Origin of the sequence: Streptomyces sp. NPDC059443, from assembly GCF_042750105.1 — a bacterium.
In the GTDB taxonomy this organism is placed as follows: domain Bacteria; phylum Actinomycetota; class Actinomycetes; order Streptomycetales; family Streptomycetaceae; genus Streptomyces.
On the sequence record NZ_JBHYVM010000012.1, the window covers coordinates 85,111 to 106,975 of the forward strand.

Below are 21,865 nucleotides of genomic sequence, written 5' to 3' on the forward strand. Positions count from 1 at the left end.
GCACCACCGAAAGACACTCCGCCGGTCGCGCGCTAGCACTCCCCCTCTTAGACTCTGTCCGCCCACGCCCACCGGCCCGGGGGGGCGCGCCCTCGACAGGTACTGGGTGTAGACCGCGGAGAAGCCGAGGATGGCGAGCAGGAACAACACGAAGTTCCGGTCGCCCAGCACCGCCCGGTAGCCGCCCGGGCCCGCCTCCGCCCCCGCCTCCGGGTCCGCTTTCGCCCCGGCCGGGCCGGCGGCCGCGGACCCGGGCCGGTCGCCCGGCAGGAGCCGGCTGCCCAGTACGGCGACGCCCAGGGCGGCGGCCGCCTCCGCCCAGAAGAGCAGGGTGTACGAGTGGGCGACCAGGGCGGCGCCGATGAGCGGCGCCGCGGTGGTCCCAAGGTTGGTGGCGAGGCGGTACATGGCGAAGACCATGACGCGGCGCTCCTCGCTGGTGAGACGGCTGACCAGCTCCGCCGAGGCGGGCCGGTAGACCTGGCTCGCCGCGCCCGTGCCGGCCGCGAGCAGCAGCATCACCGGGTACGAAGCGGCGTACAGGAAGGCCGCCGTGAGGGCCGCGTTGGCCGTCATCGAGGAGACGATCGAGGCCCGGACGCCGATCCGCCCGACGAGCCAGCCGCCGAGGAGGATCCCCGCCACCGCGCCCGCTCCGTGCGCGGCGAGCGCGAACCCCGCCCGCACCTCGGGGTATCCGCCGGCGACCATGTAGAGCACCAGGAACACCTGGAGGAAGCCGCCGAGCCGGTTCACCATGATTCCGGCGATCACCGCCTTCACCGGCAGGGGTGCCTCGCGCCAGGTGAGTACGATGCCGGCCGCCTCGGCATCGCCGGTACGGGTCGCCCCCTCCACGCTCATCGCGGGGCCGGGACCTGGACCGGCTCGGCCGCTTCGAGGAGCACCGCGTCCTCGGCGGCGTCGAGCGTCGCCCGGCAGTCCTCGGCGGTGTCACCGGAGGCCACGAGCATGGCGTACCGGCCGGTGTGCGAGGCGGGCGGGAGTTCCAGGACGTGGCCGGGCCGCGCGACCACGCGGGCGATCCCGATGCCCGCGGGCAGCCGGTCGCGGTCGATGGTGACGCGGCCGACGACGGTCTCCACCTCGGGATAGAGGAAGCGCACGGCGGCGGCGCCGCTGCGCGCGACGCCCTGCTCGGGGCGCTGTCCGAGCGAGAGGCGGGCGGCTGCCAGGCCCGCGTCCCAGCCCGTGGCCAGCAGTCCGAGATAGGAGATGAAGTCGCCGCCGCTGCGGGCGTTGACCTCGACCAGGGCGGGGCCGCGCGCGGTGAGGCGCCACTCCGAGTGGGTCCAGCCGCGGGTGATGCCGACGGCGGCGTGCACCGTGGTCAGGGCGCGCAGCAGCTCCGGGTCGGCCAGCAGCGGATCGGCGGCGTCGACGCAGTGACCCACTTCCTCGAAGTTGGGCGGCGGGCTCAGTTCCTTGCGGGCGACGAAGAGCGGGGTCACCTCGCCGTCCCAGATCAGGGCGTCGACGCTGATCTCCGGGCCGTCCAGGTACTCCTCGATGAGCACGGGCCGTTCGAAACGCTCGCGCACCTCGACCATGGTCGTCCCCCGGATGGCGGGGAAGACCGCGGCGAGCTCCTCGGGGGTGCGGGCCATGCGCGTGCCCGTGCTGCCCACGAGCGCCCGGGGCTTGACCACGACCGGGTAGCCCGTCTCCGCGGCGGCCTCGTGCGCCTCGGTGAGGGTGGACACGGGGGTGGAGCGGGCCTGCGGGCCTCCGGCCCGGGCCACCGCGAGGCGGGTCAGGTGCTTGTCGCGGCAGGTCAGTACGGCTTCCGGGCTCAGCCCCGGGAGCCCCAGGGCGCCGGCCACCTTGGCCGCCGGAAGGATGCGGGTCTCGTCCCAGCACAGGATCGCGTCCGGGGCCACGGGGAGGGCCTCGGCCACTGCCTCGGTCATGCCGTCGGCGTCCAGGGTGTCGACGCGCGTGTGCCCGGTGATGAACGGCGCCTCCCATCCGACCTCGCGGTCGGAGAAGAGCCAGATCCGGTGGTCCCGTGCCACGGACTCCAGCAGGTGACCACGGGTCTCCTGGTCCATGGGGCTGATCAGGACCAGCAGCGGGGACGAGGACGGGGACGGCGACGAGGACGGGGACGAGGAGGGCATGGAGCGTGAACCTTTCGGCCGGGGCGTATCGGCTGGTCAGTCTGCTGACCAAGAAACGTGCACGCCAGGCCAGTTGACCGGCTCGCCACCGGACCAATCCAGATCCGGCTGTAAATTCGTGACGACCGCTACAAACAGTAAATTTTGGGGGACAACATGACGTGGCACGTCATACTGGAGGTGCGACGCGACTCCCCGGAGCCACTCGGCTCCCAGATCGCCGACCAGCTGCGCAGACAGGTGGAGCAGGGCCGGCTGGCGCCCCGCTCCAGGCTCCCGTCCAGCCGTCAGCTCGCCCAGGACCTGAAGGTTTCGCGCAGTGTCGTGGTGGAGGTGTACGAAAAGCTCACCGGAGAGGGCCTGCTGGAGTCGGTCCGCGGTTCCGGAACGCGGGTGGCGGCTCACGCCGACACCCGGATCAAGAAGCCCGTGGTGCTGGTCGACCGGGCGATCCCGTCGGTCCGGTTCAACCTGCTGCCGGGCACGCCCAACGCGGTCACCTTCCCGCATCGTGAATGGATGGCTTCCTACCAGCGGGCCGTGACCACCGCCCGCTACCAGGGACTCGGCTATCCGCCGCTGCTCGGCGTCGAACAGCTGCGTACGGAGCTCGTCGCGTATCTCGGCCGGGTCCGCGGTGTGCTGGGGCATCCGGACAACACCATGGTGACGGGCGGGTTCGCACACGGTCTGGGCCTGATCTGCGCGGCCCTGAGCGAGCTGGGCATCGACAGGCTGGCGGTCGAGGACCCCAGCCACGACCGTCAGCGCCAGTTCGTCGAGGAGAACGGGATCCGGACGCTGGCCGTGCCGGTGGGGCCGGAGGGGGTGGAGATCGAGCAGCTCTACGCCAGCCGGGTGCGGGCCGTCCTGGTCACGCCCTCGCACCAGTTTCCGCTCGGCGTGCCCATGTCGCCCAAGCGCCAGCAGGAGCTGGTGCGGTGGGCACAGGACACCGGCGGCTGGATCATCGAGGACGACTACGACGGCGGGCTGTGGCTGGAGCACCGCGGCCGCCACCTGGCGCTCCAGCCCGCCGATCCCGAGCGGGTCATCTACGCCGGCACGGCGAGCAAACTCCTCGCTCCCGGCCTGCGGCTGGGCTGGCTGGTGCTGCCGCCGGCACTGACCGCGATGATGGAGACGATCCGGGTCAGGCGCGACCTGGGCGGCGACGGCCTGATGCAGCTGGCGTTCGCGGACTTCCTGCGCAGCGGCCTGCTCGACGGGCACCTGCGCAAGATGCGCACGCGCTACCGGGCCCAGCACGGCATGCTGACGCAGGCCGTGGAGCAGTACCTGCCGGCCGCGACCCTGGTCGGCCCCGTCGCCGGACTGCACGTCGTCGCCACGCTGCCGCCCAGTACCGACGAGGAGCGCCTGGTCGCCGAGGCGCTCCAGCGGTCCGTCCTGGTCAAGGGCAGCAGGGTGTACTACGACGATCCGGCGACGGCCCGGCCCGGGCTGGTACTGGGGTACACGGCCCTGGGCCGGTCGGGCATCTCCGAGGCGATCCGGCGCATCGGGGAGGTGTACGCGCGCCAGTCCGACGGGACGCGGCCGACGGGCCCCGTCAGTTGAAGGGGGAGAGCGCCGGACGGGACCGGATCCAGGGGCTGAGGACGGTGCTCTGCCCGAAGCGGTGTTGCGGAAGCAGCGACCGGTCCGCGTCGAACAGCCTGTCCTGGTAGAAGCTCCGCAGGTACGGGGCTCCGGAGGTGCCGCCCGAGCCCGTGGTCTCCGTGGGCAGGTAGCGCAGCGCGACCCCGTAGTGGATCTTCCGCCAGGCGAACAGCTCCTGGTCGAGGCGGTGGGCCGCATCCAGCACCCGCCGCCCCGCCTCCTCTTCCGGCACCCACCGCAGCAGCTCCCGCAGGGGTTCGAAGTCCGGGTTCTGGTGCATCAGGACGTAGGCGTTCTCCGTGGCCTCGGCGAGCGCCCCGGTCTTCTCCGGGTGGACCCCGAGCAGGTGGATGTGGAGCAGCTGGGTGGGGAACGCCTGGACGGCGCTGGCGTCGCCCGTCGCCTCCCGGAATCCCTGGAAGTGCTCCACGGGCATGGTCCTGCGCATGACGAGCAGGGCCTCGGTCTGCGCCGCGGCCAGGTCCGCCGCGCGCTCCAGGCACTCGGCGGCGTACTCCCACCGCCCGCAGCGCAGCCACTCGGCGGCGGACATCACCCGGGCCAGCACCCCCCAGGTGGTGGCCTCGACGAGGTGGATCACCCGCAGGAAGGTGACCTCGTCGTGCTGCGTGGTCTGGGGCAGCACGGCCAGGTGTTCCAGGACGTTGGCGGGACCGTGCGGGGTGAGCACGTAGTCCCGCCAGTGGCGGGGCGGTTCGGGCGCGGCGGGTCGCAGCGTGGGCGCGCGGCCCACGGTCAGGGAGACCAGCGATCCGAGCCGGTCGATGCGCTCCGCCAGCTGCCCGTCGGAGGGCAGGGCGTCCTGCGCCCATTTCTCCGTGCCGTCGACGGTGCGCTGTTCGTACGCCCGCCAGCTCTCGGCGGTGGCACGGATCGTCTGCCAGCAGGCCCGCTCGACGGCCCCGTCCGGGGCGTGGCTGCGGGTGCCGAGCACGTGGTTGAGGAGCCGTACGTTGCCGTAGGGCTGGTAGCGCTTGCCGCGCCGGTCCAGCGGCGCGCCGCCGCGCGAGGCGACCTCCCGGGGTGCCTCGCCCTCGGGCAGGGCCAGTTTCCACTCGGCCTGGAAGACGAGTTCGGCGAAGCTGAGCATCGCGTATTCGCTGCGGCTGAGCCGGTCCCGGTCGAGGGCGAGGAGGACGACTATGTCCTCGTACGCCTCGGCCATCCAGGCGCGCAGCGCGGGGTCGAGCAGATCGCGCCCGACGGCGCGGGCGTTGCCTATGTAGTCGGTCAGGTCGAAGTCGAGTACGGCGCGCAGAGTAGCGGTGGTGCGCATTGCGCAGTTCCCCCCAGATCGCTTGTGGCGCTCATGAGTTACGTGGTGCGGCAGGTCACTCGGAGAGGGCCGCCGCCGAGCACGGAACGGTCTCTCCGTGCGCCGGGAGCCGGTCCAGGACCTCCAGGCGGCTCTCGGTCTCGGCCGCCAGTGCCCTCGCCGTGTCGGCGAAGTGGTCTTCCAGCTCGTCCGGGGTGCGGCCCGTCCGGCTCCCCGGGCCCCCTTGCGCGTGCGGCCCCCCGGCCGCACCCGACGTCCCCTCGGCCCTCGTCACCATGGGCAGTGCCAGCCAGACCTCGCCGAGCCGGTCGTTGACGAACGAGGCCGCGGCCCGCGCGGCGGCCATGTCCCGCTGCGGGTACGGACCGACGACGTCGGTCGCGCCGACCATCAGCAGCTCGGCGACCCGCGCAGGATCGAACTCGCCCTCGGCGGGGAGGACTTCGGCGGGAAGGGCTTCGGTGGGGAGGGCTTCGAGCCGACGGGCCAGCGACGCCAGTGCCCCGACATCCGCGGGCCGGTAGAAGTGGGTGCCCTGCAGGGTGCACCCCGCGGCGGTGAACCGGGCCACGACCGCGCGCTGTTGCTCGGGGGTGCCCGAGACGCGGACGTAGACGCCGCCGACGTACTGGCGCTGCCAGCGGGCCGTGGCCGCGTACACGTCCGGATGCCCGCCCGCGTGCCCGCCCGGGTGCACGCCCGCCTCCGGCTCGCCGACGCATATCAGGATGCGCCGCTGGTGCCGGCTGGGCAGGGGCTCCTGCGAGAGCTCCTCGCAGTCGGCGCCCGATAAGCCCGTCGTACCCGTCGTACCGGTCGTGCCCGTCGTCCCGGTCGACCCGGTCACAGTCTCACCTCCAGCACGTCGGGGACGGCTCCGGCGTCCTTGAGGAGATCGCGCAGCAGCCGTACGGCGCCGTCGAAGTCCTCGGCACCCAGGCCGGGCGCGTCGTACACGGTGAAGACCAGGTGCCGGGAGCTCTTGGTGACGCTGGTACGGCGGTCGGGACCCTGGAGGACGGAGGCGACGATCGAGGTCCCGTCCCGGACGACCGGCTCGTCCTGGGCGCAGGTGACGGTGGAGCGGAAGCCGGCGAAGGTCTCGCCCCGCGCCGCCCAGTCGAAGCGCAGGTCGCCGTCGATGGCGTCGGCGTCCTGGACGCCCATCAGTACGCCGCTGGTCAGTTCGGCGTACAGCAGGGCATCGACGGCCGGCCCGATCGCGGGCAGTCCTTTGCGGCGTGCAGTGGCGATCTGGCCGGGCAGCGGACAGGTCGCGCCGTGGGCGTCGAACCACCGGGCGTAGACCTCGGCGACCTCCGACGCGCGCTCGAACACATCGTCGGACCGCAAGGCCAGTTCCTGGCGCCGCAGTTCGAGCAGTGTGCTGAGGGCCGCCGTATCCACCGCCGCCACGACGGCGGCGAATCGGGTCAGCTCGGCCCCTCCGGACGGCTTCTCGCCTGCGCTCAGTGCTGGGGCTTTCAAAGGGGTTCTCCCGGTTCGCTTGCTGGGCGCATCTCGCTTGATCATTCCAACAGCCGCACGCGGTCCCCCCAAGTCCACCGGAGACGGCACGGTCCAGACCAGTCCCACTATGTGGACCGATAGCACCAGGAGCTGGCCAGGACACGGCTGCCGGGTGACCGCGACGAGGAGCGGAATCCGGTCAGCCGGCGAAGCCCGGGACCACCAGGCCGGACTCGTACGCGATCACGACCGCATGGGTCCGGTTCTGCGCGCCGAGCTTGGTCAGTACGTTTCCGACGTGGGTCTTGATCGTCTCCAGGCTCACCGTGAGGGAGTCCGCGATCTCCGGATTGGAGAGCCCGGTGGCCATCAGGCGCAGCACCTCCTCCTCCCGGCCGGTCAGGGCGGCCCGCGGCAGGGCCTCGGCCGAGCCCAGCGGGCGGGGGGCGACCATGCGGCCCAGCGCGGCCGGGAAGAGGACCGCTTCGCCCGCCGCCACCACCCGGACCGCCTCGGCGATCCGGCGGACCGGGAGGCGCTTGAGGACGAAGCCGCTGGCGCCCGCGCTGAGGGCGGCGGTGACGTAGCCGTCGTTCTCGAAGGTGGTGATCACCACGACCTTCGGCGGGTCGGCCGCTTCGGCCAGCAGCCGGCGGGTGGCCTCGATCCCGTTGAGACGCGGCATCCGGACGTCCATCAGGACCACGTCCGGCCGCAGGCTCCGCGCCCGTTCGACCGCCTCCACGCCGTCGGCGGCCTCGCCGACCACCGTGATTCCGGGCTGTGCGGTGAGCAGCATGCGCAGGCCGCTGCGGGTGACCTCGTCGTCGTCCGCGATCAGGAGGGTGACGGCGGGGCCGGTGACGGCGGGGCTGGTAACGGCGGGGCTGGTAACGGCGGGGCTGGTAACGGCGGGTAGGGCCGTGCCTTCGTCCGCGTCGGCTCCGCTCACATCGACACCCGTACCGGCAGCCGGACGGCCAGCCGCCAGTGCTGTGTCCCGTCCGGGCCGGCCTGGAACTCGCCGTGCAGCAGCCGGACGCGCTCGGCCAGTCCGGGCAGACCGTGGCCGGAGCTGGGGAAGGCACCCGGGCCCGGGTCCGTCCGCGCCCCGGTCCGGTTGACCACCGTGAGATCCAGTCCGTCCGGCCCGGCCGCCACGCGGACCTCGATCAAGCCTCCCGCCCCGTGGCGCAGCGCGTTCGTCAGCCCCTCCTGGAGGATCCGGTACGCCGCCCGGGACAGCGTCCCCTGGACCTGCTCCAGATCACCCGACAGCTCCGGTTCCACCTCCGTCCCCGCGTGCCGCAGGCGGTCCAGCAGCTCGGGGAGGTCGGCCAGGGTCCGGGTCGGCGCCGTCCCGGACTGTTCCTCGCGCAGCACTCCGAGTACGTGGTCCAGGTCCTCCAGCGCGGCCCGTGTCGACTCCTCGATGCTGCGCATGGCGGCCCGCGCCGCCGCCGGGTCGGCGGAGAGCACCTCGCCCGCCACGGCCGCCTGGATGGTGGCCGCCGTCAGCGTGTGCCCGATCGAGTCGTGCAACTCGTGGGCCAGCCGGTTGCGTTCGGCCAGCAGCAGCTCCCTCTCGGCCGCCAGCGCGAGCCGCTCGGCCGCCGACGGCCCCAGCAGCCGTGGCGCCGACCATCGCAAGGCCTTCGACATCAGTACGCAGACGGCCACCGACAGCAGGATGCACACGGCCGCCACCACCCAGCTCCACCCGCCCGACACCCGCACGGACGTGCCGAACAGACTCAACCGCGCCTCGCCGCCGAGCCAGTTCCCCGGCAGGGAGAGGCCCATGACGAACAGCACCCCGCTCGCCAGCGCCCCCGTCCACCCGACGGCCACGTGCAGTACCAGCCACAGCGGAGTCCGCCAGCGGTCGGGACCGGGGGAACCGGACTTCCGGCGGGCGGCCGCCACCGGATCCGGCAGCGGCACCCGCAGCATGCGGCGGGCGGACGCGACCAGCGCCCGCCTCACGGGGCGCACCAGCCCGACCAGCCCGACCAGTACCGCCCAGAGGAGCAGGACCAGGACGATCTGGGCGCCCTCGGGTGCGGATCGCCACGACAGCGCCGGCACCAGGGCGAGAGGCAGCAGCGGAAGGCTCATCAGCGCGCCGCAGAAGGCGAACAGCGCACCCGAATACGTGGAGCCGCGCAACAGCGGCCGGATTCCCCTGATCATGATCGCCAGTATCGCCGGGCAGCCCACCGGCGGCCTCCCCCGATCGGGGGAGCGATATCTCCCGCCTTCCCGCGATGCGGCCAAAGGGCCCTGGAAACCAGGATCGTGCTCCGACCCCCGACCAGACGATTCCCCAGGAGTTGACCCATGCGTGCTCAGACCCGCCAGTGGAGTGGCAGCCGACGACGGACCCTGCCCGCCGCAACCGCGTTGGCCGTCGCCGTCGTCACACTGAGCGCCCTCACCCCGCCCGCCGCCTTCGCCGCCCGGCCGGACGCCGTCCAGCAGACCCTGAACGCCCTGGTGCGCGACGACGGCATGCCCGCCGTCCTGGCGAGCGTCCAGGGCCGCGACGGCCGCACCCGTACCTACACCGCAGGAGTCGGCGACCTGACCACCGGCTCGAAGGTCCCCAAGGACGGCCAGGTGCGGATCGGCAGCAACACCAAGGCGTTCACGGCGGTCGTGGTGCTGCAACTGGTCGGGGAAGGGAAGATCGGCCTCGATGCCTTCGTCGACACCTACCTGCCCGGCCTCGTCCGCGGGGAGGGGATCGACGGCAGCCACATCACCGTCCGCCAGCTCCTCCAGCACACCAGCGGACTCCCCGAGTACGGCCTCCACGTCGACGACGACGAGATCAGGAACCGGTACTTCGAGCCCCGTGAACTGCTCGACATCGCCCTCCGCTACAAGGCCGACGCGGCTCCGGGGGAAAAGTGGGGGTACAGCAACACCAATTACATCCTGGCCGGTCTGATCGTCCAGAAGGTCACCGGCCGCCCCCTGGCCGAAGAGATCGACCGGCGCGTCATCAAGCGCATCGGGCTGCGCCATACGTACTTCCCCGCGCCCGGAGAGAGGACCATCCGAGAGCCGCACCCCCAGGGCTACCACCGCAACCCGGCGGACGGACCGCTGCGCGACTTCACGGAGTTGGACCCCTCCGCGGGCTGGGCGGCAGGCCAGTTGATCTCCACCAACTCCGACCTCAACCGCTTCTTCGCGGCACTCCTCGCCGGGCGTCTCCTCCCGGCGGCCCAGCTCGCCGAGATGCGCACGACCGTACCCGCCGGAACCTCCGGCCTCCGCTACGGGCTGGGGCTCACGAGCAGGCCGCTGTCGTGCGGCGGCGTCTACTGGGGCCACGGCGGCGACATCCCGGGGTACGAGACCCGGGGCGGTGTCACCGAAGACGGCCGCGCCGCCGGCGTCGCGGTCACCAACATCCCGACGGACGAGGCGGCCGCGCAGCACGTGAAGGACGCCGTGGACAGGGCCTTGTGCGGATGAGTCGGACAACAACCCGGACAACAACCCGGACAACAATCCAACGATTCCACAGGAGTTGACTCATGCGTGCGCAGACCAGCCAGGCCCTTCGTTCCTCAACCCGCCGACAGGGCGGCAGGCGGCGCCGAGCCCTGCCCGCCGCATCCGCGCTGGCCGTCGCCGTCATGGCCCTGGGCGCCCTCGCCCCGCCCGCCACCGCCTCTGCCGCCGGGCCGGACGCCGTCCAGCAGACCCTGAACGCGCTGGTGCGCGACGACGGGATGCCCGCCGCGCTGGCGACCATCCAGAACCACACCGGCCACACCCACACCTACACCGCGGGAGTCGGCGACCTGACCACCGGCTCGAAGGTCCCCAGGGACGGCCAGGTACGGATCGGCAGCAACACCAAGACCTTCGTCGCGGTCGTAGTCCTCCAACTCGTCGCCGAGCGGAAGGTGGACCTGGACGCCACCGTCGACACTTACCTCCCCGGCCTCGTCCGCGGGAAGGGGATCGACGGCCGCCGCATCAAGGTCCGCCAACTCCTCCAGCAGACCAGCGGACTCCCCAACTACAGCAACTACCTCGGGGACGACGTCCGCTCCTACACCCCCCGCGAACTGCTCGCCACAGCCCTCCGGCACCCGGCTGACTTCGCCCCCGGAACGAGCTGGAAGTACAGCAACACGAACTACATCCTGGCCGGCCTGATCGTCCAGAAGGTCACCCGCAGCCCCCTGGCCGAAGAGATCGACCGGCGCATCATCAAGCGCATCGGGCTGCGCCACACCTACTTCCCGGCCCCCGGCGACGCGGGCATCCGCGACCCCCACCCGCACGGCTACTACCGGGAGTCGCCGGACGCGCCGCTGCGCGACATCACTGAAATCGACCCCTCCTGGGCCTGGGCGGCAGGCCAGTTGATCTCCACCAACTCCGACCTCAACCGCTTCTTCACGGCCCTCCTGGCCGGCCGCCTCCTGCCTCCACTCCAGCTCGCCCAGATGCGCTCCACCGTCCCCGCCGAAGCGACCTTCGGCCCCGGAGCCCGCTACGGACTCGGACTCGTCAGCAGGCCACTGCCGTGCGGCGGCCTCTCCTGGGGCCACGGCGGCAGCTTCCCGGGGTACGAGACCCGCGGCGGCGCCACCGACACCGGCCACGCCGCCAACGTCACGGTCACCATGCAACTCACCGACGAAGCGACCCGGAGGAGCCTCGAACGCGCCGTGGACACCGCCCTGTGCCGCTGAACCCCACCGAGGGCATTCCGTGAAACGACCGATGGGCCCGACACGACGTCTTCTGGGACCTCAAGGTGTCCATCGCGACGTACGCGAACGTCGGGGAACGCGGCCAATTCCTCCTGGACACCTTCGGGAGTCATCCGTACCTGTGGGACACGCCCGACGAACTCCACTTCGATCCGGCCAGCCGGAACCTGGTCGGCGCCGAGTTCCAGATCGCCGTCGGAGACACCGATGCCGATGACCGGGCGCGCGTTCCCGCCGCACCTCTCGTCCGCCCGGGTGGTCTGCGCGCGGACGAAGACCGGGACTTCCGTCTGGAGGTGACCACGGAGCTGTGCCGCGCACCCGCGGACAGCGAACTGACCTGCCTGCGTGACCTCCCCGGCCGCTCCCCAACGGGGCCTCACGCCCTCTATGCGGGCAGGGGATGGCAGGCCAAGGCATACCGATCGACGGCCCGCTGCCGTCAGGGGCCCGGCATGTTTGTCGTGCCCGGTGTCGGGTCAGGTGAGGGCGTGCTTGAAGACGGCGTCCAGGAGTGGTTGATCGGCGGCGGACTCCATGGGGCGGGGCCAGGTGTCGGCTTGAAGGGGCCGGCGCGGTTGGCCATGAGGATCATCATCGTCGCGGCGAAGAGCAGGCTGATGACGATCAGGGCGAGCCCGAGAGGGTTGCGCGGGTTGTAGTAGTAGCGGTTCGTTCCCCACTTGCTTCGTTTGAAGACCGGCTCGTCGTCGTGATTCACAGGCTGGATCCTATGGAGAAGGCTTGAGCGTTCCCAAGCGCGAGGCTCCTGTCCGGACAACCCTCAGGGAGCCTTGACGCACTACTCCCCGGGAGACGCTCCAGGAAGGGACGCACCACCTGCACGGTGACCCGGGAACCGCAGCTCCTCGCCGCGATCCGCGCCTCACCCGGTTACAAGGAGCAGCCCCTGCTGGCCGGCTGGCGGCCAAGGCGCAGCTGACGGCCGATACCCGTCCCGGACTTGTGGAGATCCATGTAACCGACGGAAGCGGCAACGGGGCGCAGGAGGCGGCACCGGGGACAACCACGCTCCGCACCGCCGACGACTTCGAGGGCCCTGCAGACGGCCAGTCGGCACACGGGCTGTCAGTCGCCCACGCATGAGGCCTGGACGCGCAGACTCCGGGCTGACCGTCGGCATCGGGAGGCGCATGGATCGGGCCGATGCTGGCTTCGTTCCCCCCAGCGGACACCGTCTCGCCAAGAGGGGTACCGCAGGTCAGGGGCTGTCCTCCGCCGCTCACGGCAGGTTACTCAGGGGAGTGGCAGCGGGGTGGGAGCGCGTGGCAAGGCGGGGCTGGAGGAGTTCGGTGAGACGCCGTCGTACGCTGCCAGAGTTCCACCACTTCAGCCGTCGACTGCGCGCTCGACCAGTCCGGCGGAGGCGAGTTCGGCGACGGCGGTGGTCGGCTGCGAGCACTGTGTGCGCGGGGCGAGCGTACCGATCCGCTCGGGGCCGAGCTCGGAGAGCTGGGCGAAGGAGGATCAGCTGAGTGGGTGGGAGCTGCCCGCTCGGACCGGCCCTGCGCAGCGAACGCAGCAGCCGGTGCGGCGAGATGGCGACGTCGAGAGCGGCGTCCTCGTGAGCGCCCGTGTCAGGTGATCCTCCCCGTGGCCCGTCGGCGGGATCAGGAGAGTGTCAGGGTCGGCTGGTACATGTCCATCCAGAGGGCCAGGTCCAGCGTGCGGTCCAGCCCGCACCGGGCCGCCAGGCTGATCTGCGGCGTGTCGGTCTGGACGACACGCTCGGCCCAGTCCCTGCTGACGAGGTCGAAGACCTGGTGGGAGGGCTTGGCGAGAATGTCCTGCACGTGCTGTTTGAGCGCCTCGGCGTAGCCGGGGTCCTGGGTGGAGGGGTAGGGGCTCTTGACCCGGTCGTATACGGAGCGGGGGAGGACGTCTGCGGTGGCCTCGCGCAGCAGGCTCTTCTCGCGGCCGTCGAAGGACTTCATCGACCAGGGGGTGTTGTAGACGTACTCCACGAGCCGGTGGTCGCAGAAGGGTACGCGTACCTCCAGGCCCACCGCCATGCTCACGCGGTCCTTGCGGTCCAGCAGGGTGCGGACGAAGCGGGTCAGGTGCAGATAGCAGATCTTCCGCATCTTGAACTCGAAGTCGCTCTCGCTGTCCAGGCGTTGGATGCCGGAGACGGCGGACTGGTAGCTGTCGCGGACGTAGCCGTCCAGGTCGAGGGCGCGGACGGCGTCCGAGGTGAGGGTGAGGCCGTCGTCGCCGGCCTGCTTGGGGAACTTCAGCAGCCAGGGAAAGGTGTCGGCCTCGCGCGCCACCGGGTCGAAGAACTGCCGGTAGCCGCCGAAGACTTCATCGGCCGACTCGCCGGAGAGGACGACCGTCGAGTGCTGCCGGACGCCCTTGAACAGCATGTACAGCGAGGGGTCCAGGTCGACCAGGCCCATGGGGATGTCCCGCGCGCGGATCGTCTGTGAGCGCACCTCGGGGTCGGCGAACTGCCTGGAGTCGAGAACGATGGCCTGGTGGTCGGTGCCGGCGGCGCGTGCCATGTCGTGTGCGAAGGGGGTGTCGGGGGTGCCGCGCAGTTCGCTGGCGACGAAGTTCTCGGTCTGGCCGACGAAGTCGACGGTGAAGCTGCGGAGGGTCTCGCCCACCTCGCCGAGCTGCTGCGCGGCGAGCGCGGTGATGGCCGAGGAGTCCAGACCGCCGGAGAGCAGGGTGGAGCGCGGTACGTCGGAGACCAGCTGGCGGCGCACGATGTCGTCGAGGAGGGTGCGTACGTGTCCGACGGACTCGTCCCGGCTGTCGGTGTGCGGGCGGGTCTCCAACGTCCAGTAGGTGTGCGTGCGGAGGCCGTTGGGGTCGACGGTGACGACGGTGCCCGGCTCGACCTCGCGCATGCCCTCCCAGACGGCGTGTCCGGGTGTCTTGACGAAGGCGAAGAGCTCCCGCAGGCCGTCGAGGGTGACTTCGCGGCGGGCGAGGGGGTTGGCGAGGATCGCCTTGGGTTCCGAGCCGAAGAGCACCCCGTCGTCGGTGGGGTAGTAGTACAAGGGCTTGATGCCCATCCGGTCGCGGATCATCACGAGCTTGTTCTCGCGCCCGTCCCAGACGGCGAACGCGTACATGCCGTTGAGGCGTCCGGCCACCGCCGGGCCCCACTCCTGGTAGCCGTGCAGCACGACCTCGGTGTCGGAGTGGGTGGTGAAGCGGTGTCCGCGGCCCGCGAGTTCCTTGCGGAGCTCTTCGAAGTTGTAGGTCTCGCCCGAGTAGACGAGGGCGAGCGGGCCGTCCGGGGTGTCCAGTGTCATCGGCTGCCGGCCGCCGGGCAGGTCGATGATCGCCAGCCGCCGGTGGCCGAGTGCGACGGGCCCGGATGTCCAGGTACCGCCGTCGTCCGGCCCCCGGAGGGCCATCGTCTCGGTCATGTCGTCGACGGTCTCTTGCTCAGAGGAGAGGTTCCTGCTGTACGAGACCCATCCGGTAATTCCGCACATGTTGTATCTCCACCCCTTTGTTTTACGTGTGTGACGGTGATGTATTGCGCCGATCGGAACAGTGCGTGACGTCGGCGTCATCTCAAGCAGGTGTGTCGAGCGCTTGCGCAACGAGCGTGTTGGGATCTGCCCCCGGCTCGGTGGTCGGGACGGGCCGGTCAGGTGCCCGGAGCGCGGGGGGTGAGCCGGAGAGAGAGTCCGGTCGGCTGCAGTACCGAGGTGAAGGCCGGTGCGGTGGCCGGGGCGGAGACGGTGAGCTGGTACTGGCTGGCGATGCGGGCCGCGGTCAGCGTGAGCAGGACCTCGCCCAGGTGCAGGCCGACGCAGACCCGGGGCCCGGCACCGAAGGGCAGATAGGCGTAGCGGTGGTGCTCGGGGTGCGGGGACGTCCAGCGGTGTGGGGCGAACTGGTGTGGATCGGGCCAGTACCGGGGGTCGTGGTGGATCAGGTACGGGCTGATGAAGATGGTCGTGCCGGCGGGGGCGGTGCACTGCTCGGTGACTGTGGTCGGTGCGGTCGTCTCGCGGGCCAGCAGCCAGGCGGGCGGGTGAGTGCGCATCGATTCCCGGACGAACGCTCTGGTGTACGGCAGCTCTTCAACGGATCCGCCGCCGGTGGCGGCTTCGGCGCGGATGCGTGCCATGTCGTCGGGATGGGCAGCCAGGTCGTGCAGCAGCCAGGACCAGGCGCCGGCCGTGGCGGGCAGTCCCTTTACCAGTGCGTTGCCCATGACATGGACCGCTAGATCAGTGGGCACGGCAGCAGTGCGCAGGATGTCCAACAAGGTCGGACTGTCGTCTGGCACTTGGCTGTCGGGGTGGTGGTCGGTGATCAGAGCGCGCAGTTCGACATGCGCCCGTCGGCGAGCAGCGAGCACTCGCCGACGCATCGAACTGGGCCACCAACGGGGTAGGCGCACGCCGGCGTCAGCCAGTACAAGGGCGGCCTTGATGGAGTCCAGCACCGCGGTGACCAACGTGGGCGCGGGGCCGGGGAGATACACCGGCAGGAAGCCGCGCAGGCAGGTTCCGTGCGCCACCGCCACCGGGTCGAACTGCCCGCCGTCGGCCAGCGACTGCAAGCCGATGTCCACGGCCTGTTCCAGTCGGGGCAGCTGGCCCCGGACGGCCTGGGGCGTGAGAACCCGCCCGATCAGCTTGCGTGTCCCCATCCATTCCTGGGTCTCTTCGGCAGTGGGTAAGCGCCCGTGGACCAGGTCCGGGCCGATCTCCGACTCGCGATTGGTGGCCACCAGGATCCGGTGCGCCGCGTCGGGATCACACACCACCACCAGGTTCTCATCGAGGGCGAATGCGTCCCCCCACCGCTCCCGACCCGCAGAGAGGAATCCGGCCGGGTCGGCATCGTAGGCACTGCGCCATCTGCGGCGATCCGTACCGGTAGGTCCGGGAAGGGCTAACAAGTCAGGTGAGGTCGCCACGATCTGCCTTCCGTGAAAAGGGCCGGGGACGGGCAGCAGTAGTGCGCATGCCCGTCCCCAGCCATCATTCGGATCTGTTAGTTACAGAGCCCAGGTGTACATCTCGTAGCGGCCGGCCAGCGTGTGGCTCTGCATGCCGAGCACGTTGCGGATCTTCGCGATCATTGCAGTCACCTACCCCTCTATATGTCTGCAAGAAAATGCCCCGTCGCTGGTGCGCCGGGACTACTGGTGGACTCGGGTACCCGTCCGATGAACACTTTGACGCATCGCTCCACCTCGCTCCACGGAAGGAGCAACGTTTCCCCCTGGCATTCGCGAGACCATTTCAGCTGGTCAGAGCAGGTTGGCGGGCTCCCGCCTCACTCGTACGGTCCTCACCCACTCGGCGTAATTAGTCATTTCTTCGCACTCAATGGGGCCGGGCCTAAGGGCTGTCCCGGAATGCAGCGCCGGGCTGTCACGCCACTACGCCCGCGGGGGCGGTGTCAGTCGGCGACCTTGGTACTTGCGTTCGACGGCCACTCCAGGAAGAGTCTCATCCGGCAGACGCTCACCGGGGCGATGCCGTGTGAGCCGGGGGCAGTGGGATGTGCGTAATGGATGCGGCGGCCAAAGAGGCTGCCGTCGCTCGGTTCCTCCGCGAGTATCCGCAGGCAGGGCAAGCCGAAGGCGATCACCCCGCGCTTGTGGGCTGCGCCGATGCCGACTGGTCGCAGATTCCCGGTTGTCCTGCTGGGATCCCGGTCCTGCTCCGCGGGCTCCTCGATCAGGCCGCCGGCCCCGAGGCCCTGCGCGTGCTGGGCAACGTCTTGATGAACAGCATCTTTCACCTGAGCGCGGCGATGCCGACTGCCTTGCCCTTCCTGATCCGCCTGGCAGCGGTCCCTGACATCGCGGTGCGCCCCGGACTGGTCGAACTCTTGGCCCATGTCGCGGAGCTGTCTCGCCCCGTCGACGAAGGCCAGGCGGGGCTGTTCGGCAATGAGTGCGATCACCCGGAACGCGCATGGTGCAGGGCCGCGTTCGCCACACACGCCTCTGAGCTGCGCGCGTTGCTGGAGGACGAGAGTCTTCCGGACGGACTGCTCAGCGCGGACGACCGCGAGTGCCTGCTCAAGGCTGTGGAACCGCAGCGAGCCCCCTCCTGAATCCCACAGGCCGGCACTTGTGAGGCCCGTGTGACCAGCTCGCAGTGGCTGGTGTGATCACGGCGTTGGAGCCGTCCTGGATAGTCCCGTTCACCGGGCTGAGCTCGCGTCAGTTCAGCAGGTTCATCGCCGCGCTGCGGCGCGAAGGTGCGGACCCAGTGCGCACGGGCGGCCCTGGAGCCTGCCACTGGAGGATCGTGTGCTGCTGGTCGCCGCCTACTGGCGCACGAACCTGACCCTGCGCCAACTGGCGCCGCTGTTCGGGGTTTCCAAGTCCGCGGTCGGCCGCATCATTGACCACCTCGGGCCGATTCTCGCGCTCCAGCCCAGTAAGCGGTTCGCCAAGGACGCCGTGCTCATCGTGGACGGCACCCTGGTGCCCACCCGCGACCACGCCGTCGCCGCGCAGTCGAAGAACTACAGGTACTCCACGAACCACCAGGTCGTCATCGACGCCGACACCCGACTCGTGGTCATGGTCGGCCGGCCCTTGCCCGGAAACCGCAACGACTGCAAGGCGTGGGAGGAATCCGGTGCCAAAGCTGCCGTCGGCAAGACCACCACGATCGCTGACGGCGGCTATCTCGGCACCGGACTCGTCATGCCCCACCGCCGCCGCAAGGGCGAAGACCTTCCCGACTGGGACACCCCTTAGCGGGATTGCGCCGTGGTCCCCATGGGAAGGTCGCGCCTTCTTCGGCCCCCGCGCCCTCCCGCAGGAGCGGCTGCTCGGGCCAGTCGGGGCGCTCCTCCGCTCAGGCCACCGCCACGGCGTCGGCGCGCAGTTGCTCTGCCAGCTCGACGTGACGTCGAAAAAATGACTAATTACGCCGAGTGGGTGAGGACCGTACGAGTGAGGCGGGAGCCCGCCAACCTGCTCTGACCAGCTGAAATGGTCTCGCGAATGCCAGGGGGAAACGTTGCTCCTTCCGTGGAGCGAGGTGGAGCGATGCGTCAAAGTGTTCATCGGACGGGTACCCGAGTCCACCAGTAGTCCCGGCGCACCAGCGACGGGGCATTTTCTTGCAGACATATAGAGGGGTAGGTGACTGCAATGATCGCGAAGATCCGCAACGTGCTCGGTATGCAGAGCCACACGCTGGCCGGCCGCTACGAGATGTACACCTGGGCGATTTAACAGAGCCGAATGATGGCTGGGGGACGGGCATGTGCACTGATGCTCGTCCCCCAGCCTTTTCTAGGGAGGGGGCGAGAAACATGAAGAAGCGCGTTCTCCTGTGGTAGTTCGGCCCGTGCACTGACGCGGACGCGATGGCTCGGGACGGGAGGGTTCCGCCCCAAGGCCTGTACTCAAGGGTGGATCGCACATGAGCTTGCTTCTCGAAGAACGGCGCCACACGGCCCCGCAGACCCACGTCCCCGAAGCGGCCCGGCTACGGCCCCTTTCGGTGATTCCCGGTCGACAGCGCTGGCATGTCGACGTGGTGTGCCGTGATCCCGCGGTGGCCCGACTGCTGGAGGAACTGCTGCTGGTGGGCACGAGGGTCCAGCAGGTCCGGGCCAATCCCGTCACTGGCCGGGTACTGCTCGTGCACGACCCGGCCATCCCGTCGGCCGAGGTGGCGACGCTGCTCGGAGAAGCCGTGGGGCGAGCGGTTTTCGCCGCGCGCAGCAGTGTGGGTCAGAGCGAACGCGCCGCCGGTCTCGCAATGGACTACCGGAACGGGAACGGAACCTCCGCGAGGAGCGCGCCGGCCGCGCCCGGGCGGGCGCAGATCGCCCCCTCGTCGCCCGCCCTACCGCCATCGGAGGAGGACGGTCCCCCCGACCACACCGCCTCGCACGGTCCCCGCACGCGATCCTCGGGGGTGTTCGTCCGGGGCGCGGTCGCCGCGGCCGCCCTTGGCTGTGGTTGGTTCTGCCGAAAGTTGCTCACTCGACCGCTCGTCGGCCTCGGCATGGCTGTGGCGGCGACCGCAGCGATCGTCAAACGCGCCTCGAAACGTTCCGCTGCTCAGGACGCGCCGCACACCGACGCGCACGAGGGAGCGGACGGGAGCACGAGCGAGCATCCTTTATTGCGGATGATCGGCCCGCACAAGCGCAAGGCCGCATGGGCCTCCCTGCTCTCGGCCACCGGGCAGCTCGTCGAGGCATCGGTGTTCGTCCTCAGCGCCTCGGGCGTGCTGCTCCTGGCGAACGGCGGGAACGCCACGCTGGCCGGCTTGGGAATTACCGCCGTCACAGGTCAACTCGCCCTCCTTGCCGGGGCCATCGCGCTGGCGTGCCTGGCAAGCGCCGCTCTGAACTACAGCGCGACGGCCGCATGGCACGACGTGGGCCACGAGGTGGAGCACGACTGGCGCACCCGCACCCACGCGCACGCGCAGCGACTGCCGATGGCCTACCTGGAGGACGAGCGCACCCATCACGTTACGTCCGTGCTGTCCAACGACATCGGCCAGATCGGCCCCTTCCTGGGCAACGCACCCCACGAAGCGATCCAGTTGGCCACCAGCCTCGCCATGTTGGTGCCCGTCTTCACCCTCATGGCGCCCCAGATCGCCTGGATCGCATTCGCGCCGATCCCTCTGATGGCATGGCTCTCGTACCGCTACTACGACAAGGCCATGACCGAACAGGTGGTGGCCGGCGAGCGGCGCACCAGCATGAGCAGCCGCATCAGTGAAACGCTCCAGGCCGCCATCACGGTCAAGTCCTCGTGTACCGAGACGCACGAGGACGAGCGTCTGACCGACCTCAGCCTCCAGTACACCGCAGCGAACAAGCGCACCGACCGCAGCTCCGCGGCGCAGGCCCTGATCGTCCGAGCCTGCGCGATGGCGGCGCTGCCGGCCGTGCTGTTGTTCGGCGGCCTCGCTGTCCTCAACGGCCAGATGTCCGCCGCCGTGGTCACCCCGCTGATCCAAATGCCCGGCCTGGCCTTGTACCGGCTGTCCCGGCTCGGCGCGGTCACCGACCAGTACCAGCGCGCTCTCGCCGCCTTCGGACGCGTGGAGCGTACGAACCAGCTGCCCATCGAGCCGGAGACCGGCTGTACCGAGCTGCCCACCGTCCCGGTCACCGGCCGGATCGACCTTCGCGACGTCACCTTCTCCTACCCCGGCAGGCCACCCGTGATCAGCAACCTCTCCCTGGAGGTACCCGCCGGCCGCACCACCGCCATCGTCGGTGCCACAGGGGCGGGCAAGAGCACGATCGCCAAGCTCCTGCTGCGCCTGCGCGACCGCGATGACGGCCTGATTCTCCTGGACGGCGCCGACGTCAACGACCTGTCTCTGCAGGACCTGCGCCGGACCATCGGCTACGTGGGCCAGGATCCGTACCTGTTCGACACCACGATCGGCGACAACATCCGCTACGGCGCCTTCGACGCCTCCGACGACCAGGTGGCAGCCGCCGCGCGCATCGCCGGTGCGCATGACTTCGTCCAGGCGCTCCCTCTCGGCTACCACACACCCGTCGGTGAACGTGGTGCCGCCCTGTCCGGTGGTCAACGCCAACGAGTCGCCCTGGCCCGCACGATCCTGCGTGATCCGCCGATCGTCATCCTCGACGAGGCCACCTCGGCCGTGGACAACGAAACCGAAGCCGCGATCCAGCGCGCGCTGAACGCTTTCGGTCACCAACGGACCATGCTCGTCATCGCCCACCGGCTGTCCACCGTACGTGACGCCGATCTCATCTACGTCCTCGACAGGGGCGGCGTTCCCGCCGAGCGCGGCACCCACCAGGAACTGGTCCAACAAGGCGGCCTGTACGCCAACTTGTGGAGACTCCAGGCGGGACAGCAGACGCGGCGCACCACCCCTCGAAAGGCCAGCAAGAAAGCAGGTCCCCGTGCAGCAAAAGCTGACGGATAGCCCCCGCTCACCGATCCGGCAGAGACCGCACCACCACCCCGTCGCGCTCGTACTCACCGGGGCGGCCCTCGCTACACACCTTGCCCGGCTCGATGCCCTTCCCTCGCAGAACATCCGGACGACCGATCAGGAGGCTGACCCATGGTGAACTCGAACATCTCCGTCGAAGACGACACCACTACCCACCCGCTGCCGGGGGCTGACGACGGAGGGCACACGCCGCAGCCGATGGTCCCCGCCGCATCGGATGATCGCCGGCTCCCGGGCCTCCACGATGGGTCCCCGGGGCATCTCAGGCGCCATTGGACGAGTACGTGTCTCAGGGGCCTGGGGGGAGAGGTGGAGACCCGCTAGTGCCGTGGACGGGAAGGTTACCGGCGAACTTCCGGAATCCGGTGCGGTGCATCACGCGGCCAACCGGCATTCCTGCCGCTATCCCTCGGACCGTCGTCGGTGTTCACCTTCAGGGATGAACTTGTCGCGATGGTCGGCCGCGTCATTTGCACAGCCGTTAGCGTTCCACTCGCCGGCCGTGCACAGCACGGTCGACGGCGACACCCAAGAGCGAGCCGATTTCCTATCGACGCTTGATCGTTTACTGAACGCTGCTATCCATGCGGGGCGGCACTCGCTGTACAGCCGCGGGCCGTCCTTTCAGCCACACACAGAGAAAGATCACCA

15 protein-coding genes and 1 pseudogene are annotated in these 21,865 nt (G+C 70.2%); 7 read left to right on the top strand and 9 right to left on the bottom strand.

The window, feature by feature from the left end; all coding sequences use genetic code 11:
* Positions 1 to 864: MFS transporter (locus tag ACFXDJ_RS14360; protein WP_384849111.1), on the bottom strand; the 864-nt coding region annotated here is incomplete at its 3' end.
* The gene (locus ACFXDJ_RS14365; RefSeq protein WP_384653685.1) at positions 861 to 2,141 is read right to left on the bottom strand and encodes an ATP-grasp domain-containing protein; all 1,281 of its coding nucleotides are present in this window, start codon (positions 2,139 to 2,141) and stop codon (positions 861 to 863) included. The genes ACFXDJ_RS14365 and ACFXDJ_RS14360, both read right to left, overlap by 4 nt.
* A 156-nt stretch (positions 2,142 to 2,297) precedes the next feature.
* Between ACFXDJ_RS14365 and ACFXDJ_RS14370 the strand changes: the two genes are divergently transcribed.
* A complete protein-coding gene (locus ACFXDJ_RS14370) occupies positions 2,298 to 3,722 on the top strand; it encodes a PLP-dependent aminotransferase family protein (RefSeq protein WP_384653687.1) in 1,425 nt (474 codons plus the stop codon).
* Here ACFXDJ_RS14370 and ACFXDJ_RS14375 read toward each other — a convergent pair.
* The 5 genes from ACFXDJ_RS14375 to ACFXDJ_RS14395 all read right to left on the bottom strand — a co-directional run bounded on the left by ACFXDJ_RS14375 (position 3,715) and on the right by ACFXDJ_RS14395 (position 8,724).
* On the bottom strand, positions 3,715 to 5,061 hold the full coding sequence (locus tag ACFXDJ_RS14375; protein WP_384653689.1) for a hypothetical protein: 1,347 nt from the start codon (positions 5,059 to 5,061) through the stop codon (positions 3,715 to 3,717). The two genes, ACFXDJ_RS14370 and ACFXDJ_RS14375, sit on opposite strands and share 8 nt — an antisense overlap.
* Positions 5,062 to 5,116: 55 nt before the next feature.
* On the bottom strand, positions 5,117 to 5,908 hold the full coding sequence (locus tag ACFXDJ_RS14380; protein ID WP_384653691.1) for a hypothetical protein: 792 nt from the start codon (positions 5,906 to 5,908) through the stop codon (positions 5,117 to 5,119).
* On the bottom strand, positions 5,905 to 6,549 hold the full coding sequence (locus ACFXDJ_RS14385; protein WP_384653693.1) for a phenylalanine--tRNA ligase beta subunit-related protein: 645 nt from the start codon (positions 6,547 to 6,549) through the stop codon (positions 5,905 to 5,907). The genes ACFXDJ_RS14380 and ACFXDJ_RS14385 overlap by 4 nt, the downstream gene beginning before the upstream one ends.
* 181 nt (positions 6,550 to 6,730) lie before the next feature.
* Positions 6,731 to 7,483, bottom strand: a complete 753-nt coding sequence (locus tag ACFXDJ_RS14390; protein WP_384849114.1) for a response regulator — start codon at positions 7,481 to 7,483, stop codon at positions 6,731 to 6,733.
* A complete protein-coding gene (locus ACFXDJ_RS14395; RefSeq protein ID WP_384651982.1) occupies positions 7,480 to 8,724 on the bottom strand; it encodes a sensor histidine kinase in 1,245 nt (414 codons plus the stop codon). Before ACFXDJ_RS14395 ends, ACFXDJ_RS14390 begins: the two co-directional genes overlap by 4 nt.
* Before the next feature lie 147 nt (positions 8,725 to 8,871).
* Here ACFXDJ_RS14395 and ACFXDJ_RS14400 point away from each other — a divergent pair, with 147 nt between their 5' ends.
* From ACFXDJ_RS14400 to ACFXDJ_RS14410, 3 genes are all read left to right on the top strand, one after another.
* On the top strand, positions 8,872 to 10,017 hold the full coding sequence (locus ACFXDJ_RS14400; protein WP_384651984.1) for a serine hydrolase domain-containing protein: 1,146 nt from the start codon (positions 8,872 to 8,874) through the stop codon (positions 10,015 to 10,017).
* Between the two features lie 62 nt (positions 10,018 to 10,079).
* Positions 10,080 to 11,252 (top strand): serine hydrolase domain-containing protein, encoded by a 1,173-nt coding sequence (locus tag ACFXDJ_RS14405; RefSeq protein WP_384651985.1) that lies wholly within the window; start codon positions 10,080 to 10,082, stop codon positions 11,250 to 11,252.
* 65 nt (positions 11,253 to 11,317) lie between these two features.
* Positions 11,318 to 11,935: a hypothetical protein gene (locus tag ACFXDJ_RS14410; protein WP_384651987.1), complete on the top strand. Its 618-nt coding sequence runs from the start codon at positions 11,318 to 11,320 to the stop codon at positions 11,933 to 11,935.
* 969 nt (positions 11,936 to 12,904) lie between these two features.
* Here ACFXDJ_RS14410 and asnB read toward each other — a convergent pair.
* Together asnB and ACFXDJ_RS14420 are read right to left on the bottom strand one after the other, a co-directional pair.
* Positions 12,905 to 14,746, bottom strand: a complete 1,842-nt coding sequence (asnB, locus tag ACFXDJ_RS14415; RefSeq protein ID WP_384651989.1) for an asparagine synthase (glutamine-hydrolyzing) — start codon at positions 14,744 to 14,746, stop codon at positions 12,905 to 12,907.
* Between the two features lie 158 nt (positions 14,747 to 14,904).
* Complete coding sequence (locus ACFXDJ_RS14420; protein ID WP_384651991.1) at positions 14,905 to 16,032, bottom strand: cytochrome P450; 1,128 nt, start codon at positions 16,030 to 16,032, stop codon at positions 14,905 to 14,907.
* Between the two features lie 755 nt (positions 16,033 to 16,787).
* Between ACFXDJ_RS14420 and ACFXDJ_RS14425 the strand changes: the two genes are divergently transcribed.
* The 3 genes and pseudogenes from ACFXDJ_RS14425 (at position 16,788) to ACFXDJ_RS14435 (ending at position 21,184) form a co-directional block, all read left to right on the top strand.
* A complete protein-coding gene (locus ACFXDJ_RS14425; RefSeq protein WP_384651993.1) occupies positions 16,788 to 17,339 on the top strand; it encodes a hypothetical protein in 552 nt (183 codons plus the stop codon).
* Positions 17,340 to 17,383: 44 nt separating this feature from the next.
* Positions 17,384 to 17,982, top strand: a pseudogene (locus ACFXDJ_RS14430) (transposase family protein); the annotation flags it as partial.
* Positions 17,983 to 18,667: 685 nt separating this feature from the next.
* Positions 18,668 to 21,184 carry an ABC transporter ATP-binding protein gene (locus ACFXDJ_RS14435; RefSeq protein WP_384651995.1) on the top strand — a complete coding sequence of 839 codons (2,517 nt, stop codon included), beginning with the start codon at positions 18,668 to 18,670 and terminating at the stop codon, positions 21,182 to 21,184.
* The last annotated feature ends 681 nt before the right edge of the window (positions 21,185 to 21,865 follow it).

What these genes read in the sequence shown, in the direction of transcription:
- ACFXDJ_RS14435 (WP_384651995.1), top strand. Translation starts at nt 18,668, where the DNA reads ATGAGCTTGCTTCTCGAAGAACGGCGCCACACGGCCCCGCAGACCCAC.
- ACFXDJ_RS14370 (WP_384653687.1), top strand. Translation starts at nt 2,298, where the DNA reads ATGACGTGGCACGTCATACTGGAGGTGCGACGCGACTCCCCGGAGCCA.
- ACFXDJ_RS14365 (WP_384653685.1), bottom strand. Translation starts at nt 2,141, where the DNA reads ATGCCCTCCTCGTCCCCGTCCTCGTCGCCGTCCCCGTCCTCGTCCCCG.
- ACFXDJ_RS14400 (WP_384651984.1), top strand. Translation starts at nt 8,872, where the DNA reads ATGCGTGCTCAGACCCGCCAGTGGAGTGGCAGCCGACGACGGACCCTG.
- asnB (WP_384651989.1), bottom strand. Translation starts at nt 14,746, where the DNA reads ATGTGCGGAATTACCGGATGGGTCTCGTACAGCAGGAACCTCTCCTCT.
- ACFXDJ_RS14405 (WP_384651985.1), top strand. Translation starts at nt 10,080, where the DNA reads ATGCGTGCGCAGACCAGCCAGGCCCTTCGTTCCTCAACCCGCCGACAG.
- ACFXDJ_RS14425 (WP_384651993.1), top strand. Translation starts at nt 16,788, where the DNA reads ATGGATGCGGCGGCCAAAGAGGCTGCCGTCGCTCGGTTCCTCCGCGAG.
- ACFXDJ_RS14395 (WP_384651982.1), bottom strand. Translation starts at nt 8,724, where the DNA reads ATGATCAGGGGAATCCGGCCGCTGTTGCGCGGCTCCACGTATTCGGGT.
- ACFXDJ_RS14375 (WP_384653689.1), bottom strand. Translation starts at nt 5,061, where the DNA reads ATGCGCACCACCGCTACTCTGCGCGCCGTACTCGACTTCGACCTGACC.